General features: G+C 67.7%; 13 protein-coding genes and 1 pseudogene. 12 read left to right on the plus strand and 2 right to left on the minus strand.

What is annotated here, in order from left to right:
* Positions 1-91: 91 nt before the first annotated feature.
* Positions 92-1,567 (plus strand): glucose-6-phosphate dehydrogenase, encoded by a 1,476-nt coding sequence (gene zwf, locus AC1Z3W_RS00400; protein WP_124832676.1) that lies wholly within the window; start codon positions 92-94, stop codon positions 1,565-1,567.
* A 143-nt stretch (positions 1,568-1,710) separates the two neighbouring features.
* Here zwf and AC1Z3W_RS00405 read toward each other — a convergent pair whose 3' ends face one another.
* Positions 1,711-2,655: a LysR substrate-binding domain-containing protein gene (locus tag AC1Z3W_RS00405; protein ID WP_057925654.1), complete on the minus strand. Its 945-nt coding sequence runs from the start codon at positions 2,653-2,655 to the stop codon at positions 1,711-1,713.
* 109 nt (positions 2,656-2,764) lie between these two features.
* On the opposite strand from AC1Z3W_RS00405, the gene AC1Z3W_RS00410 reads away from it, so the two are divergent.
* From AC1Z3W_RS00410 to AC1Z3W_RS00445, 8 genes are all read left to right on the plus strand, one after another.
* On the plus strand, positions 2,765-3,967 hold the full coding sequence (locus tag AC1Z3W_RS00410) for an MFS transporter (protein WP_057925653.1): 1,203 nt from the start codon (positions 2,765-2,767) through the stop codon (positions 3,965-3,967).
* Between the two features lie 29 nt (positions 3,968-3,996).
* Complete coding sequence (locus AC1Z3W_RS00415; RefSeq protein WP_483506610.1) at positions 3,997-4,320, plus strand: MoaF-related domain-containing protein; 324 nt, start codon at positions 3,997-3,999, stop codon at positions 4,318-4,320.
* Positions 4,321-4,336: 16 nt separating this feature from the next.
* On the plus strand, positions 4,337-5,299 hold the full coding sequence (locus AC1Z3W_RS00420) for an LLM class oxidoreductase (RefSeq protein WP_483506612.1): 963 nt from the start codon (positions 4,337-4,339) through the stop codon (positions 5,297-5,299).
* 148 nt (positions 5,300-5,447) lie between these two features.
* The gene (gene dkgB / locus AC1Z3W_RS00425) at positions 5,448-6,254 is read left to right on the plus strand and encodes a 2,5-didehydrogluconate reductase DkgB (protein ID WP_483506614.1); all 807 of its coding nucleotides are present in this window, start codon (positions 5,448-5,450) and stop codon (positions 6,252-6,254) included.
* A gap of 69 nt (positions 6,255-6,323) precedes the next feature.
* Positions 6,324-7,439, plus strand: a complete 1,116-nt coding sequence (locus tag AC1Z3W_RS00430) for an alkene reductase (RefSeq protein WP_124832671.1) — start codon at positions 6,324-6,326, stop codon at positions 7,437-7,439.
* A gap of 20 nt (positions 7,440-7,459) precedes the next feature.
* Positions 7,460-8,422, plus strand: coding sequence for a cyclase family protein (locus tag AC1Z3W_RS00435; protein WP_483506615.1), 963 nt, complete (start codon positions 7,460-7,462; stop codon positions 8,420-8,422).
* A 40-nt stretch (positions 8,423-8,462) separates the two neighbouring features.
* Complete coding sequence (locus AC1Z3W_RS00440; RefSeq protein WP_483506617.1) at positions 8,463-9,467, plus strand: aldo/keto reductase; 1,005 nt, start codon at positions 8,463-8,465, stop codon at positions 9,465-9,467.
* Positions 9,468-9,722: 255 nt separating this feature from the next.
* Entirely contained in the window at positions 9,723-10,505 is a 783-nt protein-coding gene (locus AC1Z3W_RS00445; protein WP_057925646.1) for an SDR family oxidoreductase, read from the plus strand.
* Between the two features lie 80 nt (positions 10,506-10,585).
* Here AC1Z3W_RS00445 and AC1Z3W_RS00450 read toward each other — a convergent pair.
* A pseudogene (locus AC1Z3W_RS00450) lies at positions 10,586-10,912 on the minus strand (O-methyltransferase); the annotation flags it as partial.
* Positions 10,913-11,504: 592 nt separating this feature from the next.
* On the opposite strand from AC1Z3W_RS00450, the gene AC1Z3W_RS00455 reads away from it, so the two are divergent.
* From AC1Z3W_RS00455 to AC1Z3W_RS00465, 3 genes are all read left to right on the plus strand, one after another.
* Positions 11,505-12,893: an NCS2 family permease gene (locus tag AC1Z3W_RS00455; protein WP_057925645.1), complete on the plus strand. Its 1,389-nt coding sequence runs from the start codon at positions 11,505-11,507 to the stop codon at positions 12,891-12,893.
* A 492-nt stretch (positions 12,894-13,385) separates the two neighbouring features.
* On the plus strand, positions 13,386-14,306 hold the full coding sequence (locus AC1Z3W_RS00460) for a LysR substrate-binding domain-containing protein (protein ID WP_057925644.1): 921 nt from the start codon (positions 13,386-13,388) through the stop codon (positions 14,304-14,306).
* A gap of 226 nt (positions 14,307-14,532) precedes the next feature.
* Positions 14,533-15,315, plus strand: coding sequence for an ABC transporter substrate-binding protein (locus tag AC1Z3W_RS00465; RefSeq protein ID WP_057925643.1), 783 nt, complete (start codon positions 14,533-14,535; stop codon positions 15,313-15,315).
* The last annotated feature ends 83 nt before the right edge of the window (positions 15,316-15,398 follow it).

Below are 15,398 nucleotides of genomic sequence, written 5' to 3' on the forward strand. Positions count from 1 at the left end.
TAGTGTTTTCACGTACTGGCACGCCAATGCACCGGCGGCCGGCGCTTCGACGTTCGTTCCACGCTCACCCGTTTCAGACCGCGAACCACTCATGACGAATCAGCCCAACCAGACCGAAGCCGACCAGCCCGTCGACATGATCATCTTCGGCGGCGGCGGCGACCTGGCCGCCCGCAAGCTGTTGCCCGCACTCTACATGGCGCACCTGCACTGCAACCTGCCGCCCCAGACGCGCATCATCGCGGTGGGCCGCCGCGACTGGGGCATCGACGGCTACCGCAAGTTCATGGACGAGCAGTCGCGCCCGTTCATCGACGAGAAGGCGTTCAACGCCGATGCGTGGGCCCGCTTCCTCGACCTGTTCAAGTACGTGCTGATCGACGTGAACGCGCCGGAAGACTATGCGCGGCTCGCCGAAGCGGCGCGCAGCGACGCGATCCACGTGTTCTACCTGTCGACGTCGCCGGAGCTGTTCACGACGATCTGCGACAACCTGTCGGCCGCGCACCTCGTCGATGCGCGCTCGCGCGTCGTCCTCGAAAAGCCGCTCGGCCACGATCTCGCGTCGGCGAAGGCGATCAACAATGCGGTCGGCAAGCATTTCGCGGAATCGCAGATCTACCGGATCGACCATTACCTCGGCAAGGAAACCGTGCAGAACCTGATGGTGCTGCGTTTCGGCAACCCGATCTTCGGGCCGCTGTGGCAGGCGCCGAGCATCCGCAGCGTGCAGATCACGGTGGCGGAGACGGTCGGCGTCGGCAGCCGCGCGGGCTTCTACGACCATACCGGCGCGTTGCGCGACATGGTGCAGAACCACCTGCTGCAACTGCTGTGCATCGTCGCGATGGAGCCGCCGGTGTCGCTCGACCCGGACGCGGTGCGCGACGAAAAACTGAAGGTGCTGCGCTCGCTGCGGCCGATGGCGCTGTCGGACGTCGCGCGCGACACGGTGCGCGGCCAGTACACGGCCGGCGCGGTCGACGGCCAGCCGGTCAAGGGCTATCTCGAGGAAGACAACGTGCCGGCGGACAGCCACGCGGAAACCTTCGTCGCGCTGCGCACGCACATCAACAACTGGCGCTGGGCGAACGTGCCGTTCTTCCTGCGCACCGGCAAGCGGCTGCAGCGCCGCCAATCGGAAATCGTGATCGAGTTCGCGGACATGCCGTTCTCGATCATCCCGAGCGGCCCGCGCCACTACAGCAACCGCCTCGTGATCCAGCTCCAGCCGGAAGAATCGATCCAGCTGCAGATGCTCGCGAAAGAGCCGGGCAGCGGAATGAAGATGGTGCCCGTGAGCCTGAACCTCGACCTGCAGCAGGCGATTCCGGAACGGCGCGCGGAAGCGTACGAGCGGCTGCTGATCGACGTGATCCGCGGGCGTCTCACCCACTTCATGCGCCGCGACGAACTCGAAGCCGCGTGGTCGTGGGTCGAGCCGATCCTCGACGGCTGGAAGCAGCTCGGCGACCGTCCGCGCCTCTATACGGCCGGCACGTTCGGGCCGGCGGCATCGTCGGCGCTGCTGGCGCGCGACAACATGTCGTGGTCCGAGGAAGCGTAATCACGACACGGCGGTATGCCCGCGGCGCAAGCGCCGGGCGGCATGCCGGATCACACCGGGCGCCTGATCGGGTGCCCGCCACCCGTCGCCCGCTGCCGGTCGCCCGCTGCCGGTCGCCGGCCGCCGATCCCGGCACTCCGCCGTTACAGCGGCCCCATCCACGCCGCCTTGCGCCGCGCCGGTGCACCGCTACCGCCGCTCCCGCCACCCAGCACCTCGATCATGTAATCGACGAACGACGCGATTCGCGACGAAATCGCGGTGTTCCGGTAATACACCGCGTTGATCGGCTGTTCGACGTCGAGCGTCTGCCGCGCGAGCACCTGCACGAGCCGACCGGCCTCGCGATCCTGCGCGGTCATGAAATCCGACAGGCATACGACCCCCGCCCCCTCCAGCGCGAGCTGCCGCAGCGTCTCGCCGCTCGACGACCAGATGCCGGGCTCGATGCGGCACGGCTCGCCGTCCGTGCCGAGGATCGGCCAGACGTTCAGCGATTCGGGCTGCGTGAAGCCCAGCAGCGTGTGCCTGTCGAGATCCTCGACCTTGCGCGGCTGGCCGTGCGCTTCGATATACGCGGGGCTCGCGAGCATGCGCAGCCGGCTGTTGCCGATCCGCCGGCTGTGCAGCGTCGAATCCTTGAGCCGGCCGATGCGGATCGCGACGTCGGTACGCCGCTCGAGCAGATCGATGATCCCCTCGTTGCTGTTCAGTTCCAGGTCGACCTTCGGGAACCGTTCGCGGTAGCCGCGCACGAGCGGCACGATCACGTGCAGCATGAACGGCGTCGCGGCATCGACACGCAGCCGCCCCGACGGCATCTCGCGCCGCGCGAGCATCTGCTCCTCGGCGTTCTCGACCGACTCGATGATCGCGCGCGCGTCCTGCAGGAACGCACGCCCTTCCTCGGTCAGTTCGAGCCGGCGCGTGGTCCGGCGCAGCAGCGTGGTCTTCAGCTTCTCCTCGAGCCGCGCGAGCGTGCGGCTCGTGGCCGACACGGTGAGGTCGAGCTGCTGCGCGGCAGCGGTGATCGAACCGGAGTCGACCACGGCGGCAAAGGCCTGGAGTTCGTCAAGCGTGATCTTCATCGCGTCATTGTTGACTTCAAATCAAAACAATTTGATTTATAGACCCGTTTTTCCGCAAAAGTAAAGCCGGCACACTGCGATCCATCCTAACTGGAACCCGGATCCCATCATGCCACTCGCCCTGCTGGCGCTGACCATCAGCGCCTTTGCCATCGGCACGACCGAATTCGTGATCGTCGGGCTGATCCCGACGATCGGCGCCGATCTCGGCGTCAGCCTGCCGTCGGCCGGCCTGCTCGTCAGCCTCTACGCACTGAGCGTCGCGATCGGCGCGCCGCTCCTGACCGCGCTCACCGGCCGCGTGCCGCGCAAGACGCTGCTCGCCGCACTGATGGCGCTGTTCACCGTCGGCAACCTCGTGGCCTGGCAGGCGCCGAGCTACGAATCGCTGATCGTCGCGCGCATCCTCACCGGCCTCGCGCACGGCGTGTTCTTCTCCGTCGGCTCGATCATCGCGACCACGCTCGTGCCGAAGGACAAGGCCGCCAGCGCGATCGCGACGATGTTCAGCGGGATGACCGTCGCGTTCGTCGCCGGCATTCCGCTCGGCACCTTCATCGGCCAGCACTTCGGCTGGCGCGCGACGTTCCTGATCGTCGCGCTGTTCGGTCTCATCGCGTTCCTCGGCGCAGTGGCGTTCGTGCCGCGCGGCCTTCCGCAGACACCGCCGGCACCGCTCGCCCGTCAGTTCCGCGTACTGGCCCAGCCGCGCCTGCTCCTCGTCTACGCGATGACGGCGGTCGGCTATGGCGGCTCGCTGATCGCGTTCACCTACATGGCGCCGCTGCTCGAGCAGATCGCCGGCTTCACGCCGTCGCAGGTCAGCCTCGTGCTCGTCGGCTACGGCGTGTCGGTCGCGTTCGGCAACGTGTGGGGCGGCAAGCTCGCCGACAGCGTCGGCCCGATCAAGGCGCTCAAGCGGATCTTCCTGCTGCTCGCGATCGTGCTGCTCGCGCTGACCTTCACGGTGCACGTGAAGTGGCTCGCGGTGCTGACGATGCTCGCATGGGGCGCCGTCGCCTTCGGCAACGTGCCCGGCCTGCAGGTGTACGTCGTCAAGCAGGCGCGCCACTTCGCGCCGGACGCCACCGACGTCGCGTCGGGCTTCAACATCGCCGCATTCAACCTCGGCGTCGCCGGCGGCTCGTCGCTCGGCGGCCTGATCGTCGCGAACGTCGGCCTCGGCCATACGCCGTGGATCGCCGCCGTCGTCACGCTCGGCGCGTTCGCGCTGACCGCGCTGAGCGGCCGTCTGGACCGCAGCGAAGGCTTGCCGGAACGCACGGCCGAACCCGTCGAACTCGCACATTGAGCGTCACTTTCTCGCAGGAGCCCATCAGCATGAACGCATCGACCCAACGTCCGCCGTTCGCCGGCAAGACTTTCGAAGTCCGTTACGACGGCCTGGCCGCCCTCAACGCGTATGACGAGGACGGCCTCCACATGCGCTACGAGATCACCGAAGGCGCATACGCCGGCGCGAAGGGCGAAGTCTCGTACACGTGGCAGCACGTCGCCGGCGAAACCTACGCGATCTCGTGGCAGGAAGCCGACCGCGCGACGGTCGTGCACATCGACGATTTCGCCACCGGCACGTCGCGCTCGTTCTTCACCGCGGCGTCGCTCGATTTCTACCGGCTCGAAGGCAGCCTGCGCGCGGTCTGAACGGAGGCGCCCGATCATGTCCACTTCACTCGACAGGCTCGCCGACGGCGGCTTCAGCATCGGCATCGAGCTGCCGCTCGACAACGACTGGTCGCCGGCCGGTGACGCGAAGCGCCAGCATGACGGCCGCCGCCCCGGCGTGCCCGACCTGGAAAGCCATGCGGAACTCGCGCGACTGGCCGATACGCTCGGCTTTCGCGCGCTCTGGGTACGCGACGTGCCGGTGTACGACCCGTCGTTCGGCGATGCCGCGCAGGTGTTCGAGACGTTCTCGTATCTCGGTTACCTCGCCGGCATCACGAACGACATCCTGCTCGGCACGGCGGCCGTCGTACTGCCGCTGCGCGAACCGCTGCTGACGCTGAAATCGGCCGCGACGATCCAGGAACTGAGCGGCGGCCGCCTGCTGCTCGGCGTCGCGAGCGGCGACCGGCCGGTCGAATATCCGCTGTTCGGCCGCGACTTCGCATCGCGCGGCGCGAATTTCCGCGACCAGATCGCGCTGCTGCGCGACGGCGCGCGCGGGCACCTGCCGCCCGGCCTGGAAGTGCTGCCCGCCGCACGCTCGCCGGTGCCGCTGCTCGTCGCGGGTCTCGCGCAGCAAACGCCCGCATGGATCGGCGAACACATGGACGGCTGCCTCGCCTATCCGGGCGCGCCGGCCGATCACCTGCAGCGCGCCGCGAACTGGCGCGCGGTGGCCGGCAACAAGCCGTACGTGAGCTTCATCCACCTCGACCTCGCGGAAGACCCGCACGAACCGCTGCAGCGGCACCGCTTCGGCGCCCGCGCCGGACGCATCGCGCTGACGGAAGAACTCGCGGCGATGCGCGACGCGGGCGTGCAGCACATCGGCCTGCATTTCCGCCGCAACCGCCGCCCGCTCGACGAGACGATGTCGGAGATCGCCGCGGACGTGCTGCCGGTGTTCCACGCGAACGCCGCCGCGGGCACGAACGCGCGAACGGGCACCGCCTGAGACCGGCATGCCGGCAGCCGGCCGGATTCACGACGCATATTTGAATTTTAATCAAATATTTTTGACCTCTAACGGCGTTTATCTCATCAGTCTCGAGCGCCAGAATGACCTCCATACCGCAACCGTTCCCCTCTCCCAGGAGCCCACGATGAGCAACATTCCCGCATTCGGCCTCGGCACGTTCCGCCTGCAGGGCCAGGTCGTCATCGACTCGGTCCGCAACGGCCTCGAAGTCGGCTACCGCGCGATCGACACCGCGCAGATCTACGGCAACGAAGCCGAAGTCGGCGAAGCAATCGCCGCATCGGGCGTGCGCCGCGAAGACCTGTTCCTCACGACGAAGATCTGGGTCGACAACTACGCGCCGGACAAGCTGGTCGCGAGCCTCGAGGAAAGCCTGCGCAAGCTGCGCACCGACACCGTCGACCTGACGCTGATCCACTGGCCGGCGCCGGACAACGGCGTGTCGATCCGGGCGTTCATGACCGCGCTGGCCGACGCGCAGGCGAAGGGCCTCACGCGCCAGATCGGCATCTCGAACTTCAACATCGAACTGACGAAGGAAGCGATCGCGGCCGTCGGCAAGGATGCAATCGCGACGAACCAGATCGAACTGAGCCCGTACCTGCAGAACCGCAAGCTGGTCGACTTCCTGAACAGCGAAGGCATCCACGTGACGTCGTACATGACGCTCGCGTACGGCAAGGTGCTCGGCGACCCGGTGATCGGCGCGATCGCGCAACGTCACCACGCGACGCCGGCGCAAGTCGCGCTCGCGTGGGCGCTGAAGCTCGGCTATTCGGTGATTCCGTCGTCGACCAAGCGCGAAAACCTCGCGAGCAACCTGCTCGCGCAGACGCTGCGCCTCACCGACGAAGACATGGCGCAGATCGCCGCGCTCGAGCGCAACGGCCGCGAAGTCGACCCGGCCGGCCTCGCGCCGAAGTGGGACTGAACGCACCGCCCGCCCTTCGCTATCCGATTCGCCGCGGCCCGACAGCCGCGGCACCGACAGGACACCACCATGACCCAGGACCCGCTTTTCCAACCGCTGCAATTCGGCGCGCTGACGCTGCCGAACCGCATCGTGATGCCGCCGATGACGCGCTCGCGCGCCAGCCAGCCCGGCGACGAAGCCAACGAACTGATGGCCGCGTATTACGCACAGCGCGCGAGCGCCGGCCTGATCGTCAGCGAAGGCACCTACATCGCGCCGCTCGGCAAGGGCTACGCATGGACGCCCGGCATTCATACGCCGTCGCAGGTCGCCGGCTGGCGCAAGGTGACGGACGCCGTGCATGCAGCACACGGCCGCATCTTCGCGCAGCTCTGGCACGTCGGCCGGCTGAGCCACACGAGCCTGCTCGGCGGCCGGCAGCCCGTGTCGTCGTCGCCGATCCAGGCGAAGGGCGTCAACGTGTTCATCGCCGGTGAAGACGGCAGCACACCGGGCTTCGTGCAGGCGTCCGAGCCGCGCGCGCTGTCCGTCGACGAAATCCGCGAGGTCGTCGATCAATACCGCGCCGCCGCCCGCCACGCGATCGAAGCCGGCTTCGACGGCGTCGAGCTGCACGGCGCGAACGGCTACCTCGTGAACCAGTTCATCGACTCGAACGCGAACACGCGCACCGACGCGTACGGCGGCTCGCTCGAAAACCGGCTGCGCTTCCTGCGCGAAGTCGCGCAGGCGCTGATCGAAGGCACCGGCGACGCATCGCGCGTCGGCATCCGCCTGGCACCGCTGACCACGCTGAACGGCTGCGTCGACGACGATCCGGAAACGACCTACCTCGCCGCCGCGAAGCTGCTCGGCGAACTCGGCGTCGGCTACCTGCACATCGCGGAAGCCGACTGGGACGACGCGCCGCTGATGCCGGTCGAATTCAAGCGACAACTGCGCGCCGCGTACCCCGGCGTGCTGATCTACGCCGGTGCGTATACCGCCGAGCGCGCCCGCGAAGCGATCGCCGCCGGCTGGGCCGACCTCGTCGCATTCGGCCGCCCGTTCGTCGCGAACCCCGACCTGCCCGAGCGCCTGCGCACCGGCGCCGCGCTCGCGCCGCACGATCGCAACACGCTGTTCGGCGGCGGCGCAGCAGGCCTGACCGACTATCCGACGCTCGCGCAAGCCGCGGCCTGACCCACCCACGGGAGTCCGGAATGAAAGCAATGCTCGCCCGGCTCGCGCTCGCCGCGATCCTGCCGTTCACGGTTGCCCAGACGGCGCACGCCGCACCGGCCGCCCCTGCGGCCGACTGGTATCCGTCCGCGTATGGCGCGAACGACGAGATCGGCGCGGCCAACCTGCTGACGCCCGACGTGATCAGGCAGGCGGTCGGCCTCGTGAAGGCCGGCAAGACCTATCCGCTGGCCGTGCCGGTCGACAAGGACCTGCCGGCGTTCCGCCATCGCAGCTTCCGGCTGTACAACGTGCAGGTCGGCCAGCAGGCCGGCAAGAGCCTTGGCCCGAACAAGTTCACGTTCAACGACGAACTCGTCAACGCATGGACGGGCGTCGGCACGCAGCTCAACGGCATCGGCCACATCGGCATCGACAACGTCTACTACAACGGCAACAAGGCGGCCGATTTCGTGACCGTCGACGGTGTGAAGAAGCTCGGCGTCGAGAAGGTGCCGCCGATCGTCACGCGCGGCGTCGTGCTCGACATGACCGCTTACTACGGCAAGCCGATCGTGCCGGGCGGCACCGAGTTCACGGTCGCGGACATCCAGGCCGTGCTGAAGAAGCAGGGCCTGACGCTGCGCAAGGGCGACGTGGTGCTGTTCAACACCGGCTGGCTCGAACTGATCGGCAAGGACAACAAGCAGTTCCTCGACGTCGAGCCGGGCATCGGCATGGAAGCCGCGAAGTGGCTCGCCGATCAGGGCATCGTCGCGTTCGGCGGCGACACATGGGCGTCCGAGGTCTATCCGAATCCGCACACGAAGGACGAATTCCCGATCAACCAGTACATGCTCGCGAAGCGCGGCATCTACAACCTGGAGCTGATCGACAGCCGCGCGCTGGTGCGCGACAAGGCGTGGGAATTCCTGTTCGTGCTCGGCCAGCCGCTGTACGTCGGCTCCACGCAGGTCAACATCAACCCGGTCGCGATCCGCTGATCCCGCGGGCCGTTCGTCTACCGGTTGCCGGAGAATTCACATGAGAATCACGCTCCCTTCCCGCCTGGGTTTCGGCACAGCGCCGCTGGGCAACATGTATCGGGACATCCCGAACGAAGAAGCACTCGCCACGGTCGACGCGGCCTGGAATAGCGGCATCCGCTACTTCGACGCCGCGCCGCTGTACGGTGCGGGCCTCGCGGAGTTGCGCCTCGGCGAAGCACTCGCTGGACGCCCGCGCGACGAATACTCGCTCGGCACAAAGGTCGGCCGACTCGTGCTCGACGAGCACGAGGATGCATCGCAACGCGATCTCGGCGAGAAGGGTGGGCTATTCCGCCACGGCCGGCCAAACAAGATCGTCTACGACTACACGGAAGACGGCACGCTGCGCTCGATCGAAGCGAGCCTCGAGCGACTGCGCACCGACCGCCTCGACACCGTGTGGATCCACGATCCGGCAATCGACTTCCACGGCGAGCGCTGGCTCGACGTGTTCGACGTCGCGATGTCGGGCGCGGCCAAGGCGCTCACGCGGCTGCGCGACGAGAAAGTCATCAAGGGCTGGGGCCTCGGCGTGAACCGGATCGAACCGTGCGAGCTCGCGCTCGAACGTTCGGACCCGGACGGTTTCCTGCTCGCCGGCCGCTACACGCTGCTCGACCATGCGGACGCGCTCGAACGGCTGATGCCGGAAAGTGTCGCGCGCGGGCTCGGCATCATCGTTGGCGGACCGTACAACTCCGGCGTGCTCGCCGGCGGCACCCACTTCGAATATCAACCTGCAACGCAGGAAATGCTCGATCGAGTTGCACGCCTCAGGCAGCTCACCGAGCAGTTCGGCGTCGATGTTCGTGCGGTGGCGCTGCAGTTCTCGCTCGCGCATCCGGCCGTCGCGGCCGTGATCCCCGGCGCGAGCCGGCCCGATCGCATCGACGAGAACCTGCGGCTCGCGTCGTCGCCGATTCCGGCCGGCCTGTGGGACGCACTGAAGGCCGAACGCCTGATCGCGGAACACGCACCGACGCCGGCCGGCGCGGCCTGAGCGTGAACCCGAGCCGCACGATGCCCGTGCCGGCCACACGCATCGTGCGGTAACCCGCGGTATCCGGCACGCAGGTCCGGTTGGTTCGCGCGGCGCCGCCGGTTGCGGCGACGCGCGGCCATGGCCGACCACGAACGACACGCCATCGCGCCCGCATCCTGCAACGTGCCCGGCGAACGGCCCGCAGCAACGGTTTCCCTTTCCGGCGCCGCCGGCCTCGGTCGGTGGCACCGCCCTTTTTTTCAGGAACAGAGCATGAGCACGCAAGCATCGAAACTCGCCCTCGTCACCGGCGGCTCGCGCGGCATCGGTCGCGCAACATCGTACGAACTGGCGCGACAGGGCTACATCGTCGCGGTTCACTATCGCGCCGACCGCGCGGCGGCAGAGCAGACGCTCGCCGGCATCCGCGAGCTCGGCGGCCGCGGCTTCGCGATCCAGGCCGACCTCGACGCGCCGGACGGCGTCGCCACGCTGTTCGACGCGTTCGACCGCGCCGTCGCGGAACAAAACCTGCCGGCCACGCTCGACGTCCTCGTCAACAACGCCGGCGTCGCCGACGGCGGCACGCTGGACGACACGTCGGTCGAACTGTTCGACCGTCAGTTCACGCTGAACGTGAAAGCCGTGTTCTTCGCAACGCAGCAGGCCGTGAAGCGCATGCCGCGCGGTGGCCGGATCGTGAATCTGTCGAGCGTGCTGTCGAGCCGCGTGTTCGAAGCCGGGGGCAATTTCAGCGCGATTTCCGCGTATGCCGCCTCGAAGGCGGCCGTCGATACGCTGACGCGTCACTGGGCCGTCGAGCTCGGCCCGCGCGGCATCGTCGTCAATGCCGTCGCGCCCGGCCCGGTCGATACCGACATGAACGCGAGCTGGCTGCGCACCGACGACGGCCGCGCGACGATGACGTCGGCCAGCCCGCTCGGCCGCGTCGGCACGCCGGAAGACATCGCGGGCGTGATCGGCTTCCTCGCGAGCCCGGCGTCGCAATGGACGACCGGCCAGGTCATCGACGCGAGCGGCGGCTACCGCCTGTAACCCCGTTGCCGCCGGTTCGATCGGCGGCACGGATCGGTGCGCCCGCAGCGGGCGCCGCACGTTCAATGCGTTTCGCAGGCTCAGCCGATCCGCATCGACAGCTCGACATCGCCGCCGAACGGCACCGACAGGTAGCCGTTGCGCGGCGCACGCACGTAAGCAAGGTGGTCGGGGCTGACTTCCGCGTTGTCGGCGACGACAAACGCGCCGGGCCGCAGCCGCGGCTCGACCCGCGCGAGGATCTCCGGATACAGTGCCTTCGCGCCGTCGAGCAGCAGCAGGTCGACCGTATCCGGCAGATCGCCGGTCAGCGTGTGCAACGCCTCGCCTACGCGGATCTCCACCAGATCGGCCAGCCCGGCCGCCTCCAGATTGGCATGCGCCCGCGCGACCTTCGACGCTTCGAAGGCGTTTTCGGAAACCGAACGCACGTCTGCGGAAATCGACGCGTACTCGAGCGCGGTGGCCGACATGTTCTGCGCGCATCTCGCGCAGCACGCGCGCGGCACCGGTATCATCCGGATGCAGGTTGCGCGCGGCGGCGCATCGCGTCACGCGCGGCCGTTCTCACGCGCCTGCGCGGCCCCGACGAAAGACATCAGTAAGCTTCAATGCATCACCCCGCCCCGCCCTGCCCGCCAACCCCGCATTCAAATAATCGCCTTAACGGATTCGAACTAGGCGTATACACGCGTTCCGCGACGACGAAGCCCCGTTGCACGCCGATATAAGCGCTGCGACATGCGCTGCATGCTCTTCCCCCAATGGGACGTGATGAGCCGTTCGCCTAACCTTCGCTACGGCAAAGCACACGTGACGGGGTCGACCACACCACGCGTCGTACGACGCGACACCCTCGCGTCCTTCGGCGCGCGTACGACGACACGAATCACGCGTCATGCGTCCCCACGACGTTGCCGATTATTTCAACCAGATACGAGACACCCTGACGACGGTCCGCTACAGGCCGTTTCAGCATGCTGATAAAGGAGCAAGCTCATGAGTGATACCCCGGTGCAGCCGACGGTCGGCGTCGGCGCGGAAGAAACGGACCTCGGCACCACGGGAGTCATCGACCGGTACTTCGGCATTTCGTCGCGCGGCAGCACGCAGCGCCGCGAGATCGTCGCGGGCGTGACCACCTTCCTCGCGATGGTCTATTCCGTGTTCGTCGTGCCCGGCATGTTCGGCAAGGCCGGCTTCGACACGAGTGCCGTGTTCGTCGCGGTCTGCCTCACCACGGCCTTCGGTTCGCTGCTGATGGGCCTGTGGGCGAAGCTGCCGATCGCGATCGGCTGCGCGATTTCGCTGACGGCGTTCACCGCGTTCGGCCTCGTGCTCGGCAAGGGCCTGCAACCGACCGTCGCGCTCGGCGCCGTGTTCCTGATGGGCCTCGTGTTCACGGGTATCTCGGTCACCGGCGTGCGCTCGTGGATCCTGCGCAACCTGCCCGCGGGCGTCGCGCACGGCACCGGGATCGGCATCGGCCTGTTCCTGCTGTTGATCGCGTCGAACGACGTCGGCCTCGTGATCAAGAACCCGGGCGCCGGCCTGCCGGTCTCGCTGGGCCAGATCACCGCGTTCCCGGTCATCATGTCGGTCGTCGGCCTCGCCGCGATCTTCGGGCTCGAGAAGCGTCGCGTGCCGGGCGGCATCCTGCTCGTCGTGGTCGCGATCTCGCTGATCGGCCTCGCGTTCGATCCGGCCGTGAAATACCGCGGCATCTTCGCGCTGCCGTCGCTGAGCGCGCCGGGCCATGCATCGCTGATCGGCGCAATGGACATCAAGGGTGCGCTGTCGATGGCCGTGCTGCCGAGCGTGCTGGCGCTCGTGATGACCGCCGTGTTCGACGCGACCGGCACGATCCGCGCCGTCGCCGGCCAGGCGGGCCAGCTCGACGAGAACGGCCGCATCATCAACGGCGGCCGCGCGCTGACCGCCGATTCGGTCAGCTCGATCTTCTCCGGCTTCCTCGGCGGCGCGCCGGCGGCGGCCTACATCGAGTCGAGCGTCGGCGTGGCCGCCGGCGCGAAGACGGGCCTCGCCGCCGCGGTGGTCGGCCTGCTGTTCCTGGTCGTGATGTTCTTCTCGCCGCTCGCGGGCCTCGTGCCGTCGTACGCCACCGCACCGGCGCTGATGTACGTCGGCCTGCTGATGCTCGGCAGCGTGAGCAAGCTGCACATGGACGACATGGTCGACGCGATGTCGGGCCTCGTGTGCGCGGTGTTCATCGTGCTGACCGCGAACATCGTGACCGGCATCATGCTCGGCTTCTCGACGCTCGTGATCGGCCGCATCGCCAGCGGCGAATTCCGCAAGCTCAACGTCGGCACCGTGCTCATCGCGGCCGTGCTCGTCACGTTCTATCTCGGCGGCTGGGCGATCTGATCGAGGATCATGCGCGACGTCGCTGGCGAAAAGGGCGGCGCGCATCGGGACGACAACGTCTCCTCCACCATCGTCATTGATGGTCTCCAGGCCTGGGAACGCATGTTTCCAGGCCTTTTTTGTCGGTAAGGCAGGGTGCGACGAACCGTCCGTCGGCGCTGCGCCGGCCGCCCGACGCATGATCGTCACTTCATGCGGATCGACGGCGGACGACACGACATGGCGCGCACGCTACGGGTTGCGCACGCAACCGGTTCGGCGTACGTCCGCACGCAGATCGTCGGTCGGCCGGCACGTCGGGGCACAACGCAGCAGCGCGCGCCGGCAGCCCGACTCCGCCGAGAACACGGCGGCACGCCGCCGCCGCCGGGACGATCGGCCCCTACGCCCGGCCGGGCACTTTTGCTGCGCGTGCAGCGTCCGCCGTCGCGGCGCGCTACCCTATCGATCTTCGCGCCGGCGCCCCGCCCGCCGCCAGATCCGAACCGATCGATGACCCGCATCCGAAACCACCTGAACATCGCGCAGCTCCAGGCGTTCGTCTCCGCCGCGCATCACAAGAGCCTGCGCGCCGCCGCGCGCGAACTCGGCGTCACGCAGCCCGCGATCACGCATACGATCCGCGAACTCGAGACGGCGCTGAACGCGGAACTGCTCGTGCGCAGCGTGCGCGGCGTCGAGCTGACCGCGTGCGGCCATGCGCTGCTGCCGCGCGCAGAGCAGCTGCTCGGCGACATGCGCCGCACCGTCGAGGCCGTCGAGCAGGTGAAAGGGGAAATGTCGGGGCGTGTCGCGGTCGGCACGATGCCGTCGATCGCGCTGACCGCGCTGCCGCATGCGGTCACCGCATTCCGCCGGTCGATGCCGAACGTCAGCCTGCATCTCGAGGAAGTGACGGTGCCCGACGCGCTCGCGCAGCTGCGCAACGGCACGCTCGACATCGCTGCAATGCACCATGTGCCCGCCCTCGACCGCGATTTCACGCAGGTGCCGCTGCTGTCGACCGAGTTCACCGTCGTGATGCGCGAAGGCCATCCGCTCGCGCACGCGCGCCGATTAGAGGAATTGCTCGACGCCGAGTGGATCGTCACGGTCGGCGCCGAGCAGTTCCCGCACAGCGTGATGATCGCGATGTTCGAGGCGCGCGGGCTGCCGCTGCCGAAGCGCCTGCTGCGCTCGCCGATGTCGTTCGCGGTGACGCTCGGGCTCGTCGCGCGCTCCGACGTGATCGGCTGCTTCACGCGCCCGCTGGCCGCGATGGTCGCGCCGCTCGGCATCCGCACGGCCGAACTCGACGAAAGCATGCCGCGCTTCGACCTGTCGATCATCGCGCGCCGCGACCTGCTGCCGACGCCCGCCGTCTCGCAATTCGTCACCTGTCTGCAGCGCGCGGTCAACGAAACGCTCGGTTGAATCGTTCCTTCGTCTGAAACGGTCGCGCGGCGCACGCGCGGCCGTCGGGTCCGGTATCGGGGCTTGTCCTAGGCGCCCTGCCGGTATTTTGTCTTGATAATCTTGCGCACGTCGCGCGCCCGCATCGGGCAGGCGAAACGGACAGTCCGACGCGAAGCCGCGCCGGACCGAAAGCTTACGGCGCGGCACAACCGCGCACCCATCGAACAAAACGAGGAGTCACCGAGTGAAAAAGATTCTTGCGGCTGTGACCGTGGCCCTGCTCGCCGTATCGGCCGGCACTGCCTACGCGAAGGACTGGACGACCGTGCGCTTCGGCGTCGACGCGAGCTACCCGCCTTTTGAATCGAAAGACGCGAGCGGCAAGGTGGTCGGCTTCGACGTCGATCTCGGCAACGAGATCTGCCGCCGCATGAACGCGAAGTGCGTGTGGATCGAGAACGACTTCGACGGGATGATCCCGGCACTGAAGGCTCGCAAGTTCGACGGCGTGCTGTCGTCGATGTCGATGACGCCGGCGCGCCAGGAACAGATCGCGTTCTCGTCGAAGCTGTTCAACACGCCGACGCGCCTCGTCACGAAGAAGGGCACGGGCCTGATGCCGACGGCCGAATCGCTGAAGGGCAAGTCGGTCGGCGTCGAGCAGGGCACGATCCAGGAAACCTACGCAAAGACCTACTGGGCGCCGAAGGGCGTGAACGTCGTGCCTTACCAGAACCAGGACCAGGTCTACGCCGACCTGATCTCCGGCCGTCTGGACGGCGCGCTGCAGGATGCGGTGCAGGCTGAAATCGGCTTCCTGAAGACGCCGCGCGGCGCGAACTTCGATTTCGCCGGCAAGGACATCGACGATCCGAAGACGCTCGGCAACGGCGCCGGCATCGGCCTGCGCAAGGAGGACACCGACCTGAAGACGAAGATCGACGGCGCGATCGCCGGCATGCGCAAGGACGGCACGTACGAAAAGATCGCGAAGAAGTACTTCGATTTCGACGTGTACGGCAAGTAACGCCGCGCAACGCGCGCTTCGCATCCGCGCAGACGGGCTCCGCAAGGAGCCCGTTTTTTTTGCGTACGTGCGACGCAAAGCTG

Source organism: Burkholderia sp. 10_S31, from assembly GCF_056930375.1.

Excerpts from the sequence above, each read along its gene's own strand:
- AC1Z3W_RS00445 (WP_057925646.1), top strand. The coding sequence starts at position 9,723 with ATGAGCACGCAAGCATCGAAACTCGCCCTCGTCACCGGCGGCTCGCGC.
- zwf (WP_124832676.1), top strand. The coding sequence starts at position 92 with ATGACGAATCAGCCCAACCAGACCGAAGCCGACCAGCCCGTCGACATG.
- AC1Z3W_RS00435 (WP_483506615.1), top strand. The coding sequence starts at position 7,460 with ATGAAAGCAATGCTCGCCCGGCTCGCGCTCGCCGCGATCCTGCCGTTC.
- AC1Z3W_RS00440 (WP_483506617.1), top strand. The coding sequence starts at position 8,463 with ATGAGAATCACGCTCCCTTCCCGCCTGGGTTTCGGCACAGCGCCGCTG.
- AC1Z3W_RS00430 (WP_124832671.1), top strand. The coding sequence starts at position 6,324 with ATGACCCAGGACCCGCTTTTCCAACCGCTGCAATTCGGCGCGCTGACG.
- dkgB (WP_483506614.1), top strand. The coding sequence starts at position 5,448 with ATGAGCAACATTCCCGCATTCGGCCTCGGCACGTTCCGCCTGCAGGGC.
- AC1Z3W_RS00420 (WP_483506612.1), top strand. The coding sequence starts at position 4,337 with ATGTCCACTTCACTCGACAGGCTCGCCGACGGCGGCTTCAGCATCGGC.
- AC1Z3W_RS00410 (WP_057925653.1), top strand. The coding sequence starts at position 2,765 with ATGCCACTCGCCCTGCTGGCGCTGACCATCAGCGCCTTTGCCATCGGC.
- AC1Z3W_RS00415 (WP_483506610.1), top strand. The coding sequence starts at position 3,997 with ATGAACGCATCGACCCAACGTCCGCCGTTCGCCGGCAAGACTTTCGAA.
- AC1Z3W_RS00405 (WP_057925654.1), bottom strand. The coding sequence starts at position 2,655 with ATGAAGATCACGCTTGACGAACTCCAGGCCTTTGCCGCCGTGGTCGAC.
- AC1Z3W_RS00460 (WP_057925644.1), top strand. The coding sequence starts at position 13,386 with ATGACCCGCATCCGAAACCACCTGAACATCGCGCAGCTCCAGGCGTTC.
- AC1Z3W_RS00455 (WP_057925645.1), top strand. The coding sequence starts at position 11,505 with ATGAGTGATACCCCGGTGCAGCCGACGGTCGGCGTCGGCGCGGAAGAA.